The sequence below is a fragment of the Stutzerimonas kunmingensis genome (assembly GCF_021432085.1).
In the GTDB taxonomy this organism is placed as follows: domain Bacteria; phylum Pseudomonadota; class Gammaproteobacteria; order Pseudomonadales; family Pseudomonadaceae; genus Stutzerimonas.
Genome location: NZ_CP090366.1, coordinates 2,013,866 through 2,032,658, shown reverse-complemented (window position 1 = coordinate 2,032,658; position 18,793 = coordinate 2,013,866). Strand labels below are relative to the sequence as shown.

The following is an 18,793-nucleotide window of genomic DNA, read 5'->3' as shown; positions in this document are numbered from 1 at the left end:
TCCTTAGGACTCGGCAATACTCCAGACAGTCTTTCGTGCATGAATCTCATACCTTGAATAAACTCCGCAAATCGTTTGATCGAGAGCGGCAATTGATTTTCAATCGCCGCAATCCTGCGATCAGGTGGTAAGAATCAGCGTTCTCACGCTGGCGTGGTGTCCTGGCGGTCGGCACGCCGATGAATCAGGCGATACAAGGCCGGCAGTACCAGTAGCGTCAGCAGCGTCGAGGAAACAATGCCGCCGATGACGACAGTTGCGAGCGGTCGCTGCACTTCCGCGCCGGTGCCGACATTGATTGCCATCGGTACAAAGCCAAGGCTTGCAACCAGCGCGGTCATCAGCACCGGGCGTAGCCGCGTCATCGCGCCATTCACAATGGCATCCTGAATCGGCGCTCCGTCGTGGTGCAGCTTGCGGATGAAGCTCACCATCACCAGGCCGTTGAGCACCGCCACACCGGATAGGGCAATGAAGCCGACCCCTGCTGAGATCGAAAGCGGAATGTCGCGCAGCCACAATGCAGCCACGCCGCCGGTCAGCGCCAAAGGCACACCACTAAAGACGATGGCGGCGTCCCGGCCTGAACCAAAGGCCATAAACAGAAGGCCGAAGATCAGAACCAACACGGCGGGCACGACGACGGACAGGCGCTGGCTTGCCGAAATGAGCTGCTCGAACGTCCCCCCGTAGCTGACCCAATAGCCCTCTGGCAGCGTGATTTCGCGGCTTACCCGCTCTCGTAGTTCTTCCACGAACGACCCCAAATCGCGCCCGCGGACGTTGCTGGTGATGACGATCCGGCGCTTGCCGTTCTCACGGCTGATCTGATTGGGGCCGGGCGCCACTTCGATGGATGCAAGCTGGCTGAGCGGCACGTAAGCAGCTTGGCCCAGCCCGGCAGCCATGCCGGTCGAAACCGGAATGGTCAGTGTCGCCAGTGCCTTCGGATCTTGGCGTTGCGCTTCGGGTAGCCGAACCACGATGTCGAACCGGCGATCTCCCTCAAATACCTGGCCGGCGACAGCGCCGCCAAGGGCGATTGCCACCGTCTGCTGTATGTCGTCGATCGCCAAGCCGTGTCGGGACAGCGCATCCACGTTCGGCGTGATCGTCATCATCGGCAGGCCCGTGATCTGTTCGAGCGCCACGTCAGCAGACCCCTCGATGCTCTCGGCCACAGCTTCAATCTCCGAGCCTAGTCGGGCAAGTTGCTCCATATCATCGCCATACACCTTGATCGCCACCTCGGCACGGACACCTGCGATCAACTCATTCATGCGCATCTGCACGGGTTGAGTGAACTCGTAGTTGTTGCCGGGAATGGCGTTCACCGCCTTCTCCAGTTCCGCAAGCAGGACGCCTCTCGGCTTGCGAGGATCGGGCCATTCGCTGCGATCCTTGAGCATGATGAAAGTGTCGGCCACAGAAGGCGGCATGGGATCGGTCGCAACTTCGGCAGTGCCGATCTTGGCGACGACTTCCTCCACCTCTGGAAACTCCTTGATCCGCGCTTCCAATTGGCGCTGCATACCAATCGCCTGGGTCAGACTCGTTCCGGGAATGCGCATCGCGTGCAAGGCGATGTCACCCTCATCCAGATTGGGGATGAACTCGGTGCCCAAGCGTGTCGCAAGCAAACCGGACAGCACCACCAGCACTGCCGCCGCCGCGGCAACCACGACTCTCAGCTTGATTGCCTTCTGGAGAAGTGGCGCATAGAAGCGGCTGATGCCGCGCATCACCTTGGTTTCTTTTTCGGAAACTTTGCCGGTGACAAACAGTGCGACAGCCGCAGGCACAAAGGTCAACGACAACACCATCGCACCAGTCAATGCGATCACGACGGTGAGGGCCATCGGGTGAAACATCTTTCCTTCCACGCCCGACAACGCGAAGATCGGAAGGTAAACAGCCGTGATGATGAACAACCCGAACAGGGCGGGCTTGATGACCTCTGCGCTGGCGCTGGAAACCAGCGAGAAACGCTCATCACGGGTCAGCAGGCGACCGAGCTGATGCTGTCGCTCACTGAACCTGCGCAAGCAGTTTTCCACGATGATGACCGCGCCATCGACGATCAGGCCGAAATCCAGCGCGCCCAGGCTCATCAGGTTGGCCGAGATGCGGTTCTGCACCATGCCGGTAATCGTCAGCAGCATGGCGATCGGGATCACCGCCGCGGTTATCAGTGCCGCGCGCATGTTGCCCAGCAGGAGGAACAGCACTGCTATCACCAGCAGCGCGCCTTCCAGAAGATTCTTCTGCACCGTTGCAATGGTGCGATCAACGAGCTGAGTGCGGTCGTAAACGGCGTGCGCGCGGACTCCTTCTGGTAGTGTCGCGTCGATTTCAGCGAGCTTTTCTACTGTGCGCTGCGCAACCGCCCGGCTGTTCTCGCCAATCAACATGAAAGCCGTGCCCAACACGACCTCTTTGCCGTCCTTGGTGGCTGCGCCGGTTCGCAGTTCGCTACCCTCCAGCACCTCCGCCACATCGCTTATTCGCAGCGGCAGCCCATCGCGCGTTGCCACGACGATTTTTCGCAGCCGCTCGATGTCGCCAATCTGGCCGGGGATGCGGATCAGGTACTGCTCGCCATGACGTTCGATGTAGCCGGCGCCGACGTTGGCGTTGTTCCGCGCGACGGCGTTCAGCACGTCATTCATCGTCAACTCGTAGGCCAGCAATTTGACCGGATCGGGCGTGATGTGGAACTGACGCACGTAGCCGCCGATGGTGTTGACCTCGGTGACGCCTTTCAGATTGCGAAGCTGCGGACGTACCGACCAATCCTGCAAGGTGCGCAGCGTGGTGGGTGTCCATATTTCCTCGTAGCCCTTTTCGGGTTCCAAGGTGTACATGAATATCTCGCCCAGGCCGGTTGCCACTGGCCCGAGCGAGGGATTCAGGCCCGCCGGAAGTTGCGAAGATGCCTGCTGCAAGCGTTCGGCGACCTGCTGACGGGCGAAGTAAATGTCAGTGCCGTCCTCGAAGACCGCAGTGACCTGCGACAGACCGTAGCGGGAAATCGAGCGGGTGTAGTCCAGCCGGGCAAGGCCGGCCAGCGCCGTTTCAACCGGGAAAGTGACGCGCTGCTCGGCCTCCATTGGCGAGTAGCCTGGCGCCTCAGTATTGATCTGCACTTGGACATTGGTAATGTCCGGTATCGCGTCGATCGGCAAGCGGCTGTAGTTCCAGATACCCAGCCCGGACAGGGCGAGCACCAATAGAAGCACGAGCCAGCGATGCGCGATGGACGCGCGAATGATGCGTTCGAGCATATCTGCGTCCTCAGTGATCGTGGCTTGCGCCAGACTTTTCGATGTCTTGGCGTATCAGGAAACTTTGCTCGGCCACGTAGTTAGTGCCGGGCTTGAGTCCGCCAGTCACTTCAACGTACTCACCATCACGATCGCCGAGTTCGAGCATTCGGACTTCGTATGTGTCGCCGACCTGCGCGAACACCACGGTGAAATCGCGGAATCGCTGCAACCCCGACTCCCTCACCGCCAGCGGTACGTTGCGCGTACCTACTGTGACCTCTGCCGCCACGGTCATTCCGGGGCGCCAGCGTCCCTCCGGGTTCGGGATGCTGACGCGGGCAATGAGGCTCTGGCCGCTACCAGCTACCGGCAACAGTCGCTGAATCTTGCCGCTGGCTTCGGTCTTTCCCGTCGCTGACCGGATTCGCACTGGCTGTCCTGGCTGTAGGGCTTCGGCATCAGTGCCAATGGCACGCAAGTCGATCCATACGTTGGACGGGTCAGCCAGCTCGAACAGCGCACCTGCCTCGGCCACGTCACCCACGTTCGTATTGCGCGTGAGCACCACGCCATCGAACGGCGCGACAATTGGATAGGTGCGCATACTGTCGTTGCCCTCAACGACGGCCAGCGTCTGGCCACGGCGGACTCGTTCGCCCTGTTGCACGTTCACCGATCGCACGATGCCGGGAAAGCGTGCGCGAACCGCCGCGTGTCTATCGGCATCCAGAACAACGGTTCCCATCAACCGCACAACATCTCGGATGACTGCTGGCCCGGCCGATGCAGTCTTGATACCGGCATCCTTGGCGATGCCGGCCGGAATGGTTACGCGACCCTCATAGGACTCGTAAGACCAAGTGGACTTCTTTCCGGCATGTTCGGCGGACACGGCGACATCGAACGAATGCGGTTCGGTCACTTCGCCGCTGCCGACTAGATAGTTGCCCTCTGGCGTGAACGTGAATTGGTTGACCTCGCCATCCAAACGGGAGAGTTTGATGGTCGCAACGACATCGGTGGCAGCGACTGGCTTTCCATCGCGATAGGCGTAGAGCCTGTAATGCGGAGGTGCGTTGGTTTCGTAGATGGTGACTTCTAGGGCGAAGTCTCCATCACGCAGTAGCCGGCCATTGTTCGGCCCACGCTCATAACTTCCACTGGCTTGGACACTGGCCTCCTCTTTGGATTTGTCGCCGCCGGGGCCGCAAGCGGTGGCAAGCACGCAAAGGAGCAACAGGGAGAGAATGCGAATCATGGTGCGGTGTCCTCGACGGTGGCGGTGAGGCGTTCCACCTCGACCAGCAAAAGGTGATAGCGGGTGGCGGCTTCGACAGTTCGCGCACGCAAATCGAACAGTGTCCGCTGCGCTTGAGCCAGTGACAGATAAGAGAAGCGGCCTTGTTCAAAGCCGCGCCGAGTCGTCGCTAAGGCACTTTCAGCCATAGGCAGCATTCGTGTGCGTAGCGATTCGGCTTCGTGCCGCGCGTGCGTGAGTTCCTGATATTTGTCGAACAGCGTCTGGTGGCGCTCGAAGCGTTCGGCATCACGCCGCGCTTCCAGCGCAGCAAGCTCCGCATTTGCTTGAGACACCGCGTATCCAGAGCGCGTTGGACTACCCAACGGCACCGAGATCGACATCACCACGCCGTGATCCTTGAAGGCTTCCAGGCGTCGCACGCCCAAGCTGACGTCGATGTTTGGTTTGGCCTCAGCCTCGGCGAGCCGGCGCCGGGCGCCAATGGTGTCGGCCCGCAATCGCGAGGCCCACAGTTCTGGCGTCGAAGGCAAGCGTGCAGCCAGCGTCTCGAACGGCGCCACAGTCGGCAAGGCTTGCAGGTCACCGACGACCTCACCGAAGTCGGGTGCCAGCGCGCCCCAACTCGCTGCTAAAGTCATCTTTGCGCTAGCCAGCTCGTGTGCAGCACTTTCGCGATTGAGTTGCGCCTCAGCGAGCGCAATCTCCGCGGCCTGCAAATCCGACTCGGGATTTCGAGCGGCCTGCACCCACGCTGCAACCTCCTGGCGGGTGCGCTCCGCTTGCTGGATACGTTCCTCGGCATACGCCAGCCGCTGCTGTCTGGCGAGCACCTCGATGAAGCGAGTTGTAGTCAGGCTGGCCAAGTCGATCCGCACTTTGGTGGCCTGATGCTCTTGCTCCCTCATCTCGGCCCGGCCCAACGTCTGACGGGCCTCGCGCTTGCCGCCGAGTTCTATGACCCGGCCAATGCGCAATGTCGTTTCCGCCGAGCGAACACCTCGTAGGTTGCCGTTACCGGCCACGTTCTCTACCTCGCCGCCAATGGTGTAAGGCGGTGGCAACGCCTCGCGCTGCGTGCGGGCTTGCACGGCTTGGAGTTGAGCCGTTTCAGCGGCAATGGATGGGTGAGCGGCCAATGCGCGGGTGACTGCATCCTCCAATCGCAAGGTTTCGGCGGCCACGGCTGCGGACGTGCCGCAGGCTCCGACGAACACCAAGGCCACTACGCGGATCAAATTCATGGAAATCCTCATGACGACAAAAGTTGGCGAGCAAATGATTCCGCGTGACGACATCCCGCGCACGCCGGAGCGAAATCACCATAAAACCGAGCATCAATCGGTTTTTCGGACAAAAAAACACAGCACACAGGCATATGGTTACCTCGTCATCACGGCGATGAGAGATTCGGTTACAGAATGCAGCCAGCCTGTAGAGAGGCTGCAAAACACCAGAACAAGACTGCCTAGCACCGGCCCCAAGTATGAGACAGACGAGAGCTTGGGCGACAGCAACGCCTCGACGCGCTCAGGGACAAAATCGGAAAAGAACGCCATCGTCAATGGCACCTGTTCCTTGGCGTGTTGCCGAAATATCTTCTCCACTACAACGATGGTTTCGGCCACGGCGACAGGACATCCCACTTCGGTTGCAGCGGCAAAATCACAACGCTGTTCCAATGCGAGTTCCAGATCACGCAACAACCGGCGGCGAGTACCTGGCAACTGGATGCTCGACAATACGACGGCGATCAAACGATGCAGAACATCGCGATTGGCGATGTGAGCCTGTTCGTGCGCCAACACCACGCGCAACTGCGTCGGATCAAGTCGCCGCATCAACGAGGTCGAAAGCAGGATGTGACCTTGCCCGACGCCACAGGCCAGCGCCATAGGTTGATCGACATCAAGCACGCGAAGTTTGTCTGGATGCCCCGGACGCCAGCTCAGGCGCACCATCGAGGCAAGGGTTCGCCGAGCACGCCAAAGACCCACTGCGGCCCGTGAAGCCAGCCAAGCCGCGTATCCTGCCAACAATGCCAATGCTCCCCATAGCCAAGCACTTTGCCCATTGCCGCTCGGGTGCCAAACGCACAGGTGCAAGAGCGTTTCAGCGTGTGCAGAGCAGGCAGCGGCAAATCGGGCCGAATCATCAAACATCGACGGCATGGCAATGGTCATGGCCGCGTAGGCAATACCCGCCGAGGCAGGTGTTACCAGCGTCCACCACGATACCCTTGCTCGCTGGGAAGGCGTCTTTCCCGACAGCGCACGGCGCAATGGGCGCTCGCAGGCTCCAATCAGCAAGGTCAGCGTTACCGCCAGTACGAAACCGGATAGCAATGCAAATTGAAGCAGTGGCCCATAACTCGTCATCACGTCTGATCCAATTCAGCGCGACGATGGGCAATCAACTCCTCCAGCCTCTTGAGCTGGTCGTCATCCGCCCTTGCAGCAAGATCGACAAAGGCGCTCAGCAACGCATCCGGCTGCGGGCCTGCGACGCGACGCACCGTGGATTCCACCAACTTCTGGATCAATTCGCGGCGGGAAACTCGTGCTGAATATTCATAGGCATGGCTGATCTTTTCTCGCCGGAGCATGGCCTTGCGAAAAAGACGTTCCAGCGTAGATTGCACGGTGTTCGGAGAAATCGAGCGAGCCTGCCCAATGCGGGCATACACCGCCTTGGTGTCGGACGGGCCGAAGCGCCAGATGTCTTCGAGCACGGCGATCTCCAGATCGCCCAGTGTTGGTACGCTGTGATTGGTCAAGGTTGTCAACTCCGAGCTTTGACTCGAACCTAGAAGTATCCCTTACAAAAAACCGACCGTCAATCGGTTTATCATGGCTCGCTGGCGCCACACTCTGCTAGTGTGAACAGTTAACCGACGGCAGGCCCACGCTGCCGCCCGATCTCCCAAGACACCCCGCCACCGCGCACCGTAGCGGCAAGCTGCTGTCCTAGCCGCTGCTCGATCACTGGTTTCCACGGCACCAGGCTGAACCCCTTGCCGCCATCGAGCATGGCGTAGCGCCCACTGGCGAGCATGACGGAGCGCCTGTAGATGCCCGCCACGCGCTGCCCGTCAGTCACGGGCCGATGCTCCAGGCCAGTTTCGGCGGCAATGTCCTTGGCGGCCTGCGCCAGCTCCCGGTTGCGCAGCGTGCCCAGCAGGTTGCGCGCCAGAATCACGCGCTGCCCGCGCCGCTCGGCCAGCCCCTGTTCGGCCAGGAAGTCGGCGCGCTGCTGCATCGCCTGTTTGGCCTCACTACCAAAGCCCAGGTCGCCCAGGCCCGACCCGCCACCGATCAACTGCTGGTCGAGCCAAGTGGCGCCGATCACGCGGGCCTGCCGCTCGATGGGCAGGTGCGATTTCAGTTCCACCGCCACGCCGCCCAGGCGCTGCGCGTCATAGCGGCGGCCCTGTTCGGCCAGGTCGTCCGGCACCTTCCATAGTCCCTCGGCCACGCGCTCCACGATGCCGGCGCGGCGCAGGGCTTCCAGCCGGCGGACGTGGGCCGCGACGACTTCCTGCGGATCGCGGCCCGGCACGGCCTGACCCTGCGCGACGGCCAGGTGGTGGTCAGTGCGGTACAGGCCATCGCTCGCCAGCGCGGCGATGTTCTTGTCGGCCGCGCGCACGTCGGCCGACCCCTTCACCTCCACCACGGCGCCAGTCGGGTAGTTCGCCAGCTCGTCGCGGGCATTGAGCGCGACGTAGTGGGCCTTGCCGTCCACGCCGTCGATGACCAGATAGCCCCGGTCGCGCAGCTCGTCGGCCAGTCCCTTCGCGGCCACTCGGCCGAGGATGGTTCGGCCGTCGTCGCCCGGCTCGAACACCGCCAGTTCGCGCGGCTCGCCGCGCATCGCCCGCTGCATGGTGCGGATGATGTCGCCACGTTCGCCCAGGGCGCGCAGGGTCTTTTCCGCGTCGGCATGGACGGCCCAGGTGCCCGGCTGCATCTCGTCGGCCAGGCCCAGGCGCTGCAAGCGTTGCAGCCGGCCGATCAGCAGCAGGCGCTGGCGTTGCAGCCGAGGTTCGTTGAAGCGTTCGATCTGCACCCGGCCATCCTCGCCGGCCTCGCGCTGCAACGTGCGGTCGAGGCTCGTCCACCGCTCTTGCTCCACCTCGCGCTGCAAGGTCTGCTGGATCTCCAGCTCGCTGCGCGGCCCCAGCCATTCGGTCGCCAGTTCTGCGGCGCGATGGCGGAAGCCATCGGCGATGTAGTCGCCCGCGATGATGAGGTCTTTGCCGGTGTCGTCGCGTCCGCGCACGACGATGTGCGTGTGCGGGTTGTCGGTGTTCCAGTGGTTGACGGCTACCCAATCGAGGCCCGTGCCCAGGTCGGCTTCCATGCGGCCCATCAGGTGCCGCGTGTAGGTGCGTAGGTCTTCCAGCTCGGCCCCATCCTCGGGCGAGAGGATGAAGCGGAAATGGTGCCGGTCGTCAGCGCAGCGTTCCTTGAAGGCGTCGAGGTCGGCGGCATCGGTTTGCGGCCCGTAGGCTTGGCCCGGCTCGCCATCGCGGCCCACACCGTCGCGCTCGATGTAGCGTAGATGCTTGGCGAGCGACTGCGGGCTGGCTTGGCGCTGGTTGACCAGCAGCGTCTTGATGGTCACGCGCCGCGACATGGGCGTCAGCTTGGCGCCGGCGAAGCGCGCCGCTGTGTGGCCGCGCCCGAGGCGCGAGCCGGGCCGCTGGCCGGTGCCCCTCCCGGTGCCGGTGCCGGTGGCAGTGCCAGGACGGCGCACAGCGGACTTGCCGCTGCTGGCCTTGCCCGCCTGCTTGAGCACCTTGGAGACGAAGCTCTGGTCGCGGTTCTTTGGGGCGCCGGGGCGGATGCGGAAATCGTCGTCGCGGCGGTCGGTCATGGCTGTGCTCCCTGCAAGCTCTGGCATGTCTGGTCGTGCGAAGCACGCGGACAAGCCTGCATTGGCGCGAGCCTCGCGCCCCACGCGGCACGGCGGCGAAGCCGCTGCGTGCCGCGCCACCCGCACGTGCAGACTGGCTTTGCGGGCCGACAGGTGCCGCACCCTTTTGTCTTGCCTTCCGCCTTTGCCCCTCGCTGTCGCTCGGAGCAGCGGCGGCCCGGCGGCGCTGCTGCGCGAGCAGCCAGCGCGCCGGCGAACGCGGACACGGCCGCAGGCCGGGCGCGTTCGAGGCAAGACGCCTGCACGTTGGACGGCTGCGCCGAAGGCAGCGCGAAGTGCGGTGCCCAATGCGCAGGATTGGCACCCGCACTGCACGCGCGACGACACGGCGACGACCAGCAGGACGACACGCCCGATGGCACGATGAGATGCACGGCAACGTGCAGCGAATCGACGGCCATCATGGGCGGGATTCCAGCCAGACCGGATGCGCGACGCCGATCACGGCGGATGCGCTGACCGGCCCGAAATACCGGCTGTCGAACGACGCCGGATTGGTGACACTGAGCAGGAACAGCTCGCCAGGCCGAAGGCGGCGGCACTGCTGCCAGGATGGCAGCGGGCGGCCCCAGCGGTCGGCAGGCAGCACGGCGGCCGAAGGCACGCCGTTGATGCGGACGCTGCCGTCAGCGATGCACACCTCTTGCGGCGCCACCGCACCTAGCCGTCCTGCGTGCTGGGCTTGTTGCGCTTCTTGGAGTAGTCCTCCATGAACTTCTTGCACAACTCGGCCATCGTGGGCGCCTTGCGCGCCTCGGCCTTGGCGCCGCCGGGGTCGCCGCCCCGGCGAACCTCGGCCAGCCAGTCCTGTGCCTTGACTCGTGCCTGTTCGACGGTCAGCTCCCCGTACAGCCCCAGCGAGGGCTTGCGGGGCTGGCCGGAGTTCGTGCGGTACTGGAGCATGAACACCCGGCGGCCGGTCGGGGTAATCTTGCACAGGAAGCCAGGCACCACGGTATCCCGCAGTTCAACATCCTTGGCTTGGGGCTGGGCCGCCTCCACGGCGGTTTTGGTGAGCTTGATCTTTGCCATGATGACTCCTTGGAACGACCCGGATTCCAAGAGCCAGATAGGAGCGGCGCGAGGGAAAACCGGGTCAAGTTTCAGAAAGCACCGGCATATGATGGACGCGCGTAAGCTATTGATAAACCTGCTGTATCGAGCTACGGCGCAGTCCAGCGAACTACCGGGCTGGAGTCATCGTGAAACAAAAAAGCCGGCGCAATGTCTGGAATACATCCTTGTGCATGAGCTGACACATCTGTTGGAGCACCATCACAACGTGCGATTTACCGGGTTGCTTAACCAGCACTTGCCGCAATGGCGGACGCTGCGTGAGGAACTTAACGGATCGGTGCTGGCTGAGTTCTAGGCTGCTCGCTGCATCGCATGATCCCATTCATAACGTCAATTTCAGCCAATCAGATCGCCATGTCCCACCAGTGAGCAGCAGTGCAGGTTAGGAGAAAAAATGCGCGACTCGCTGATTGGCATACCAGCGCCCAATCGTAGGCATCTGATCCAGAAGGGTTTTTTGAATTCTCATCCTTGACGGAATTCTCCAGTTAGCTGACGTACGACACATCAGCCACAACGCTCCGCTGGAAAATCCGATGTGCGCGGAATCCTGAACGGGAAAAACTGCCCAAGCAACCGGCGGCAGAGCCCAGCCGAGCACATCGTCCGCACATAATGTTTCACGGTGGCCAGCGAACAAGCAGGTTGCCATCACCGTATTAGTTGCCTAGGGTTGTTCGACATGAAGTCCTTGATTGCCCCCATCAGTTCGTTGCTGGGCGGAGTAGCTTTGCTGCTGCTCGGCCACGGACTGCTCAACACACTCCTGACTCTGCGCGGCGTTGCCGAAGGCTACTCCACCGGCATGATCGGTCTGCTGATGTCCGGCTATTTCGCCGGCTTCCTGATCGGCACCTGGCTGGCGCCCTCGCTGATCCGCCGCATCGGCCACATCCGCACCTTCGCCTTCTATGCCGCGCTGGCGGCGGTCGCCGTACTGGTGCACGTGCTGATCGTCAACCCGTGGGTGTGGCTGGTGCTGCGGGTGCTTTACGGGGTGTCGCTGGTCACGCTGTACATGGTCATCGAAAGCTGGCTGAACGCGCAGGTCAGCGGCGAGAAGCGCGGCCAGGTGTTCGCGCTGTACATGGCGGTCAACCTCGGCGCGCTGGCGGCTGCCCAACAGCTGTTGAGCCTCGACACACCGATGAATTTCACGCTGTTCGCGCTGGCCGCCATTCTCATCAGCAGCGCGCTGATGCCGATCACCCTGACCCGCCAGGCGCAACCCGCGCTGCCGGACATGCCAGCCACCGACTTGCTGCAACTGGCGCGCATCGCCCCGCTGCCGTTGATGGCGGCCGGTATTTCCGGGCTCACGCTGGGCGGTTTCTGGGGTCTGGCGCCGGTATATGCGAGCCAGGTCGGTTTCGATGCCGCCGGTGTCGGCCTGCTGATGAGCATCACGATTCTCGGCGGCGCGGTGCTGCAATGGCCAATCGGGCTGTTCTCGGACAAGCATGACCGGCGCGTCGTGCTGCTCTGGGTGGTGGCGATCGCCGCGGTCCTGGCGCTGGTGATCACACCGATCCTGTCCGGCTCGCTGCTGCTGGGGCTGATGTTTCTCTGGGGCGGGCTGGCATTTTCGATCTATTCGATCGCCGTTGCGCAGATGGTCGATCAGTTGCACCCGGACGAAATTCTTTCGGGTTCCAGCGGCCTGTTGCTGGCCAACGGCTTCGGTGCGGCGTTCGGCCCGGTGGTCGCCGGTGGTCTGATGCACCTGTTCGGCCACATCGCCCTGCCACTGTTCTTCGCCGTGTCGCTCGGCATCCTCGCGATCTACTCGTTCTGGCGCCCGCGTCGCGTAGTGGATCTGGTCACCGAGCCGCACGGTCATTTCACACCCATGCTGCGTACCAGCCATACCGTGCTGGAGCTGATGCCCGACACCCCGGAAGTCGAAGCTGATGCTGCGCCAGCCAACGAGGCGGAAATGGTCGACGAGCATTCGGTCGCGCAGGACGAGCCGATGCCACCACGGACCGGCACCCTGTAGCCGGCTGCTCCGCGGGCGGCGTGGCGACACACGCCGATCAGAAGTCGACCTTGCCTCGCCCCGCCTTGATCGCGCCGCGCTTGGTCTTGCCTTCAAGCCGGCGCTTCTTCGAGCCGAGCGTCGGCTTGGTCGGGCGGCGCGCCTTCTCCACCTTGGCCACGCTGCGAATCAGTTCAGCCAGTCGCTCCAGCGCATCGAGGCGGTTGTGCTCCTGGGTTCGATACCGCTGCGCCTTGATGACGACCACGCCTTCGCTGGTGATCCGGCTATCGCGCAGGGCCAGCAGCCGCTCCTTGTAGAACGGCGGCAATGACGACGCCTGGATGTCGAAGCGCAAGTGCAACGCGCTGGAAACCTTGTTGACGTTCTGCCCGCCCGCACCCTGGGCGCGGATGGCAGTCAGTTCGATCTCGGCATCCGGCAACTGCACGGCATTGGAAATTTCCAGCATGAAAGCTCGCGGCGGACGATGGGTGTCGGTGATTGTCCTATGACCTGCGCGCCACTGACACACTTTTTAGAACATTGGCCGTCAGCTGCCGGCAGCCGTTCGGCTAAGGTAAACGCCCGCCCCAACGGATCTGAACATGGACTCGATCACCCAGGCTCTACTCGGTGCCAGTGTACAAGGCGCGATGCTCGGTCGCTGGCAGGGTCGCAAGGCGCTCGTTTACGGCGCCATGCTCGGGACCCTACCAGACCTCGATGTGGTCATCGACTACGGCGATGCGGTCGCCAACATGACCTATCACCGCGGCTTCAGCCATTCGTTGTTCGTGCTGAGTCTGCTCGCCGTTCTGCTGACCTGGCTGATCAGGCGATTCCGCCCAGACGAGCGATACACCGGTACACGACTGTTCTTCGGCATCTGGCTGGTGCTGATCACTCACGTCCTGCTGGACGCCTTCACCAGCTATGGCACGCAGCTGCTCTGGCCACTGATCACGCCGCCTATCGCCTGGTCCAGCGTATTCATCATCGATCCTCTCTACAGCGTGCCACTGCTCATTGCGGTGCTGGCGGGTCTGCTGTTTGGCCTGCGCGGACGCAGAGCCAGATGGCCCGCCTACGCCCTGGCCATTTCCACCTGTTATCTGGGGTTCACGCTGGCCGGCAAACAGATGGCCGAGCACCGCGTGCAGGCGACCATGGCTAGCCAGGGGATCCAGGCGGAGCAGATGTTCAGCACACCAACACCCTTCAACAGCCTGCTGTGGCGGGTGATTCTGGTAGATGGCGAGCACTATTACGAAACGCTGGTCAGCTGGTGGGATGCTGCACCACCCAGCCTCGTGCGGCTTCCACGCAACGCGCAGCTGGCCTCGGAGCTCAATGGCTCAGATCAGCACGAACGCTTGAACTGGTTTACCGGAAACGTGCTGCGCTATGACGTGGATGGCGATCAGCTGCTGGTGACCGATCTGCGCCTGGGCATGACCGGTTTTCATCCATTCCGCTTTCCGCTGGCAGAGCGCTCTGCCGAAGGCTGGCAGCTAATTGCGCAACCCGAACGACTGCCCGCCAACCGGGGCGACATGAGCCGCCTGGTCAGCCTGTGGCAGCGCATCTGGCAGCAGGAGCCAGCGCTACCTCTGGCCGCCTGGGCAGCTGAACTGAACGGCGGTCGCTGAAGAAAGCGGCTCAAGGAGCTTGAGCCGCATACCCCCTACGCGGGTCAGGTGCGGAACTGACGAACCAGTTCCTGCAATTCCAGTCCCAGGCGTGCCAGCTCGGCGCTGGCACTGGCGGTGTGCTCGGTGGCACTGGCGCTCTGGTCACCGATATCCCGCACGCGGGTCACGCTCTCGGAAATGTTCTCGGCCACGGCGCTCTGCTGCTCGGCAGCTGCCGCGATCTGCTGGTTCATCTGCTCGATGGTCGACACCGACTCCGTGATGCGCCCAAGCGCGACGCCGGCTTCGTTGGCCAGATCTACGGTCCGTTGAGTCAGGTCACGGCTGCTCTGCATCTGCTCCACCGCCTGTTGCGCAACCCGCTGCAGGTTGGCGATAAGCCCCTCGATTTCCTCGGTGGAATCATGGGTACGCCGCGCCAGGGCACGAACCTCGTCAGCCACCACGGCGAAGCCGCGGCCCTGCTCGCCGGCACGAGCCGCTTCGATGGCCGCATTGAGTGCCAACAGATTGGTTTGCTCGGCAACCGCTCGAATCACCTCGAGCACGCTGCCGATGCGTCCACTTTCGGCGTGCAACGCTTCGATCGCATGCGCCGACTGATTCACCTCGCCGGCCAGGTTGCCGATCTGTCCTACGGCATCCTGCACCACCAGATCGCCCTGCCGCGCCTGCTGATCCGCCTGGCGCGCGGCAATGGAAGCCTGCTCGGCATTGCGTGCAACCTCCTGCACCGTCGCAGCCATCTCGTGCATCGCGGTGGCCACCTGCTCGGTCTCGACGCGCTGAGTCTGTACGCCGGCGCTGGTTTGCGCGGTCACCGCCGAAAGCTGATCGGCGGCTGCGGCGATCTGGCTGACGCTGCCACCGATACGACCGATCAGGTTGCGCAGGCTTTCGGTCATGTCGTGCATGGCGTTCTGCAGTTGCCCGACCTCGTCACGACGCGAGCTTGCCGCGGAGTACGTCAGATCACCGCTGGCGACCCGCTGTGCCTGCTGGACGGTGCTGCGAAGCGGGCCGACGATCATTCGCGAGATCACCGTGGCGGCCAGCAGGCCGACGAGAATGGCCAGCGCGCCAATCACGCCGAGCAACATGTAGCTGCTGCCTTTCTGTTGCTGCATGGCGCTGCTGGCATTGGCCAAGGCCTCGTCGGCAGCAGCGATCACGACTTCGGACTGCTGGGCCATTGACTGTTCGAGCGCGAGGCGTTCGCTACGATTCTGACGGAACTCGTCGAACGCCAGCCTGTACTGGTCCAGCTCGGCCAAGGCCTTGTCCATGGAAGCCTTCTGGTCATCGTTCAGCCAGATCTTGAGATTGCTGCCGATGGTGGTCACGTTCCCGTGCAAGTCGCTCCAGCTGGTGGCTGCTTCATCCGAGCTGTTGGCAACGTAGACATTCTCCAGGGTACGCATGTCCAGGATCTGCTTGGTCAGGCCCGAAGTCGCCTCGGCGACGGTCAGCGGATCGCTTCCCTTGAGCCGATCTCCCTCCAGTCGCAGCACCCGTACCGCATCGTACATGTCCAGCTCGATGAACTCGAACTCCTCGCGACTGACCTGAGCGGCCTCCTGCATCCGCGTACGTAGCGCCCCGCCGCGCTCGATCAGCTGCATGTAACGGTCGAACTTTTGCGCGTATTCATCCGCAGCCTGGCTGATCCGCGTCAGATAGGCCCGCTCGGCGGCATCGGAGCTGGTGGTCAGGCCGGCGAGCTTCTGATTCAGTTGCTGCAGCGAGCCGTGCAGCGCTTCGGCTGAAGACGACTGACGGGTCAGCGCGTAGTCCCGCTCGGCACCACGCGCCGCCAGAATGGAGGCGTTGACGCTGGAAAGCTGCTCGATCTGCCGGGCCCGGCCAAGGATTTCATCGACGGCAACGAACCCGGTACCGGCCACTCCAAGCGTGAGCAGCAGTACCAGGCCGAAACCACCGATGAGCTTTTTGCCGACCGAGAGATTAGTGAGTGAATTCAGCACTGGTTCCATCAGAGAAGTTCCACAAAAGAGGCACGAACGGGAAGTCGGCAGAGATTACTAATAGTTGAGCGTGGCGGCTGGATATTTTTGGCGCCTTAAGACTGACGGTAAGTGCTAACGACCTTCGCCTGTCGCGGCCGGCGCCAGGACGCCCACCTATGGGTGCGGATCAGCTGCGGCTTTCGGCCAAGTCCCAACGGCGAACTCGGTGACCCGCTGCGGGTGAATGACGTGCCTGCGCAGCTAGTGCTGCAGGTGCCCATAGAGCCGAGCGTAAAGCCCACCCTCGGCGATGAGCTGCTGGTGGCCGCCGTCTTCGGCGATGCGGCCACCGTCGAAGACCAGTACGCGATCCGCCTGTTTCACCGCCGACAGGCGATGGGCAATGATCAGCGTCGTACGCCCCTGAAGGAAACGATTGAGGCCTTGGTGCAGGGCATACTCCGTCGCCGCATCCAGCGCAGAGGTGGCTTCATCGAGAATCACGACCTTTGGCTCGGCCAGGATCATGCGTGCTACGGCCAGGCGCTGCCGCTGACCGCCGGACAGACGCACACCGGAACGGCCGACGATGCTGTCCAGACCGTTCGGTAATTGACGAATGGTATCGGCCAGCTGAGCGATCTCCAGCGCCCGCCAGCAGGCGTCGTCATCTCGCTCGCGGCCCATCATCAGGTTGGCTCGCACGCTGTCGTTGAACAGTGCGGGATGCTGCAGCACTACTGCAACGTTGTCGCGCACGGTGCCCAGCCCGATCTCTTCAAGCGCCACGCCGCCGAACTGGATCCGCCCGGCCTGCGCCTGATACAGCCCCAGCAGCAGCTGCACCAGGGTGCTCTTGCCTCCTCTGCTGGCTCCGACGATTGCGACCTTCTCGCCCGGCGCGATGCTGAGATCAAGCCCTTCCAGAATCGGTTCATCCTGATAGGCAAAGCGCAGACCTCGTACATCGATCGCCACCGTCGTCTGGCCGGCGAAAGGATCGCGTCCTCCGGCGTACTGCGGCTCGTCCGCCCGCGCCAGCAGCTGGTTGATGCGGCCCAGCGCACCGCCAGCTGCGTAGAAGGCGTACTGCAGGCTCAACAGTTGCTCCACCGGACCGATCATGAACCAGAGGTAGCTGAAGACCGCCAGCATCTGGCCGATCGACAGATCGGAAAACAGCACAGTGAGCATTGCCGCGGCGCGAAACACGTCAATACCGAACTGGAACAGCAGGCCACTGGCACGGTTGGACGCGTCGGTCTTCCACTGCGAAGCAACCGCGTAGTCGCGTACCTCCCGCGCGCGCAAACCCAGGCGACCGAGGAAGAATCCCTGCCGGTTGCCGGCGCGCACTTCCTGGATGGCGTCGAGGGTTTCCGTGAGTGCCTGGGTGAAGCGCGACGTGCTGTCGTTCTCCAGCTTCTTCAGGTGCTTCACGCGCTTGCCCAGCTGCACCGTGGCGTAGATCACCAGCGGATTGAACAGGAGAATCAACAACGCCAACTGCCAGTGCATCCACACCAGAATGGCCGCCGTGCCGAAAATCGACAGCACGGCCACCAGCAGACGGCTGAGCGTATCGCCGATGAACTTGTCGATGGTCTCCAGATCGGTGACCAGGTGCGCCGCCACCGTGCCGCCGCCGAGGCTTTCGTATTCCGCCAGGGCAATGCGCTTGAGCCGCTCGATCAGCCGCACGCGAATGCGATAAACGATGTCCTTCGAAAGCCGAGCGAACAGGCGCGCCTGCAGCACGTTGAACACCAGCGCAGAAGACCGCAATACCAGGGTCACGCCGAGCATGAGCCCGATATAGCCAACAGCGGTTTCCCAGCTGGCAGGCAGAAAGCGATCCATGATCTGCAGCGCCGAGTCGCCCGCTCCGAGCAGCACCTCGTCGACCAACAGCGGCAGCAGCAACGGAATCGGCACACTGCAGAGCGTCGCCAGCACGGCAACCAGATTCGCCAGGATCAGCGCTTTGCGATGGTGCAATGCGAGCCGGCGTATCTCTGCCCAGCTGAGTTGGTCAGGCATGGGCGTTACGCTCCAGCCAGCGTTCCAGTAGCGGGCTTAGTGCAGACAGCGGTTGATAACCGTTGGTGACCAGCGCCAGTTGCCCTTCGTGCTCGGCCAGCAGTGTGGGGAAGCCGGCAATGCCGAGGTTCTCGACCCAGGTAAAGTCAGACACGGTGGCTGCCTTGGTGGCCGGGTCGTCATAACGCTCGGCGAACTGACTCCGCGAAAGACCTGCGGTCTCGGCCAGGTCCACCAGCACCGCTGGCAGGGTCACATCGAACCCGTGCTGGTAGAACGCCTGCTGAATCGCCAATGACAGCGACCAGACGCGAGATTCATCGAGGCTGCGAGCAGCGACAAGCGCACGGCAAGCGCGCTCTGTGTCGTAGATCAACGCGTCAGGCAAGCCCTTATCCAGATTGAACGACTGACCTGTCGCCGAGTGCACGGCCTGCCAGTAGGACAGCGTGCGCTGCCGCCCTGCCTGATCCATAACGCCCTGCTCGCGACGCAGCCCGCCCACCCTCAGCCCTAGCGATACGCCCTGAGCCGCGGCTTGCTCGGCCAGCGCCGTCACTACCGGCGCGAATCCCCAGCACCAGGAGCACATTGGGTCCATCACATAGATCAGT

13 protein-coding genes and 2 pseudogenes are annotated in these 18,793 nt (G+C 62.8%); 3 read left to right on the top strand and 12 right to left on the bottom strand.

Features of this window, described 5'->3' with window-relative positions; genetic code table 11:
- Nucleotides 1–143 precede the first annotated feature (143 nt).
- The 8 genes and pseudogenes from LW136_RS09695 to LW136_RS09660 form a co-directional block, all read right to left on the bottom strand.
- Nucleotides 144–3,284: an efflux RND transporter permease subunit gene (locus LW136_RS09695; RefSeq protein ID WP_234175061.1), complete on the bottom strand. Its 3,141-nt coding sequence runs from the start codon at nucleotides 3,282–3,284 to the stop codon at nucleotides 144–146.
- A 10-nt stretch (nucleotides 3,285–3,294) separates the two neighbouring features.
- Complete coding sequence (locus LW136_RS09690; protein WP_191122544.1) at nucleotides 3,295–4,524, bottom strand: efflux RND transporter periplasmic adaptor subunit; 1,230 nt, start codon at nucleotides 4,522–4,524, stop codon at nucleotides 3,295–3,297.
- Nucleotides 4,521–5,768 carry a TolC family protein gene (locus LW136_RS09685; protein WP_191122545.1) on the bottom strand — a complete coding sequence of 416 codons (1,248 nt, stop codon included), beginning with the start codon at nucleotides 5,766–5,768 and terminating at the stop codon, nucleotides 4,521–4,523. Before LW136_RS09685 ends, LW136_RS09690 begins: the two co-directional genes overlap by 4 nt.
- A 138-nt stretch (nucleotides 5,769–5,906) precedes the next feature.
- A complete protein-coding gene (locus tag LW136_RS09680) occupies nucleotides 5,907–6,902 on the bottom strand; it encodes a M56 family metallopeptidase (RefSeq protein WP_191122549.1) in 996 nt (331 codons plus the stop codon).
- Nucleotides 6,902–7,300 (bottom strand): BlaI/MecI/CopY family transcriptional regulator, encoded by a 399-nt coding sequence (locus LW136_RS09675; protein ID WP_023101672.1) that lies wholly within the window; start codon nucleotides 7,298–7,300, stop codon nucleotides 6,902–6,904. Before LW136_RS09675 ends, LW136_RS09680 begins: the two co-directional genes overlap by 1 nt.
- Nucleotides 7,301–7,410: 110 nt before the next feature.
- Nucleotides 7,411–9,402: a relaxase/mobilization nuclease domain-containing protein gene (locus LW136_RS09670; protein WP_191122546.1), complete on the bottom strand. Its 1,992-nt coding sequence runs from the start codon at nucleotides 9,400–9,402 to the stop codon at nucleotides 7,411–7,413.
- A gap of 460 nt (nucleotides 9,403–9,862) precedes the next feature.
- Nucleotides 9,863–10,129: pseudogene (locus tag LW136_RS09665) on the bottom strand (S26 family signal peptidase); the annotation flags it as partial.
- Nucleotides 10,126–10,494: pseudogene (locus tag LW136_RS09660) on the bottom strand (Arm DNA-binding domain-containing protein); the annotation flags it as partial. The pseudogenes LW136_RS09660 and LW136_RS09665, both read right to left, overlap by 4 nt.
- On the opposite strand from LW136_RS09660, the gene LW136_RS09655 reads away from it, so the two are divergent.
- Together LW136_RS09655 and LW136_RS09650 are read left to right on the top strand one after the other, a co-directional pair.
- Nucleotides 10,475–10,834: a YgjP-like metallopeptidase domain-containing protein gene (locus LW136_RS09655; RefSeq protein WP_234175060.1), complete on the top strand. Its 360-nt coding sequence runs from the start codon at nucleotides 10,475–10,477 to the stop codon at nucleotides 10,832–10,834. The pseudogene LW136_RS09660 and the gene LW136_RS09655 overlap by 20 nt on opposite strands.
- 387 nt (nucleotides 10,835–11,221) lie before the next feature.
- The gene (locus tag LW136_RS09650) at nucleotides 11,222–12,538 is read left to right on the top strand and encodes an MFS transporter (protein WP_234175059.1); all 1,317 of its coding nucleotides are present in this window, start codon (nucleotides 11,222–11,224) and stop codon (nucleotides 12,536–12,538) included.
- A 37-nt stretch (nucleotides 12,539–12,575) separates the two neighbouring features.
- Here the strand turns inward: LW136_RS09650 and arfB are convergent, their stop codons facing one another.
- Nucleotides 12,576–12,989, bottom strand: a complete 414-nt coding sequence (gene arfB, locus LW136_RS09645) for an alternative ribosome rescue aminoacyl-tRNA hydrolase ArfB (protein ID WP_046622352.1) — start codon at nucleotides 12,987–12,989, stop codon at nucleotides 12,576–12,578.
- A gap of 136 nt (nucleotides 12,990–13,125) precedes the next feature.
- On the opposite strand from arfB, the gene LW136_RS09640 reads away from it, so the two are divergent.
- On the top strand, nucleotides 13,126–14,169 hold the full coding sequence (locus tag LW136_RS09640) for a metal-dependent hydrolase (RefSeq protein WP_234175058.1): 1,044 nt from the start codon (nucleotides 13,126–13,128) through the stop codon (nucleotides 14,167–14,169).
- A 44-nt stretch (nucleotides 14,170–14,213) separates the two neighbouring features.
- On the opposite strand, the gene LW136_RS09635 is transcribed toward LW136_RS09640, so the two are convergent.
- From LW136_RS09635 to LW136_RS09625, 3 genes are all read right to left on the bottom strand, one after another.
- On the bottom strand, nucleotides 14,214–16,166 hold the full coding sequence (locus LW136_RS09635) for a methyl-accepting chemotaxis protein (RefSeq protein WP_044315338.1): 1,953 nt from the start codon (nucleotides 16,164–16,166) through the stop codon (nucleotides 14,214–14,216).
- Nucleotides 16,167–16,400: 234 nt separating this feature from the next.
- Nucleotides 16,401–18,179 carry an ABC transporter ATP-binding protein gene (locus tag LW136_RS09630; RefSeq protein WP_044315337.1) on the bottom strand — a complete coding sequence of 593 codons (1,779 nt, stop codon included), beginning with the start codon at nucleotides 18,177–18,179 and terminating at the stop codon, nucleotides 16,401–16,403.
- Nucleotides 18,172–18,771, bottom strand: coding sequence for a DsbA family protein (locus LW136_RS09625; protein ID WP_080902113.1), 600 nt, complete (start codon nucleotides 18,769–18,771; stop codon nucleotides 18,172–18,174). Before LW136_RS09625 ends, LW136_RS09630 begins: the two co-directional genes overlap by 8 nt.
- Between the last annotated feature and the right edge of the window lie 22 nt (nucleotides 18,772–18,793).

Bases quoted from the DNA above. Each gene is read 5' to 3' on its own strand.
- LW136_RS09695 (WP_234175061.1), bottom strand. From the start codon at position 3,284: ATGCTCGAACGCATCATTCGCGCGTCCATCGCGCATCGCTGGCTCGTG.
- LW136_RS09690 (WP_191122544.1), bottom strand. From the start codon at position 4,524: ATGATTCGCATTCTCTCCCTGTTGCTCCTTTGCGTGCTTGCCACCGCT.
- LW136_RS09685 (WP_191122545.1), bottom strand. From the start codon at position 5,768: ATGAATTTGATCCGCGTAGTGGCCTTGGTGTTCGTCGGAGCCTGCGGC.
- LW136_RS09680 (WP_191122549.1), bottom strand. From the start codon at position 6,902: ATGACGAGTTATGGGCCACTGCTTCAATTTGCATTGCTATCCGGTTTC.
- LW136_RS09670 (WP_191122546.1), bottom strand. From the start codon at position 9,402: ATGACCGACCGCCGCGACGACGATTTCCGCATCCGCCCCGGCGCCCCA.
- LW136_RS09650 (WP_234175059.1), top strand. From the start codon at position 11,222: ATGAAGTCCTTGATTGCCCCCATCAGTTCGTTGCTGGGCGGAGTAGCT.
- arfB (WP_046622352.1), bottom strand. From the start codon at position 12,989: ATGCTGGAAATTTCCAATGCCGTGCAGTTGCCGGATGCCGAGATCGAA.
- LW136_RS09640 (WP_234175058.1), top strand. From the start codon at position 13,126: ATGGACTCGATCACCCAGGCTCTACTCGGTGCCAGTGTACAAGGCGCG.
- LW136_RS09635 (WP_044315338.1), bottom strand. From the start codon at position 16,166: ATGGAACCAGTGCTGAATTCACTCACTAATCTCTCGGTCGGCAAAAAG.
- LW136_RS09630 (WP_044315337.1), bottom strand. From the start codon at position 18,179: ATGCCTGACCAACTCAGCTGGGCAGAGATACGCCGGCTCGCATTGCAC.
- LW136_RS09625 (WP_080902113.1), bottom strand. From the start codon at position 18,771: ATGTGCTCCTGGTGCTGGGGATTCGCGCCGGTAGTGACGGCGCTGGCC.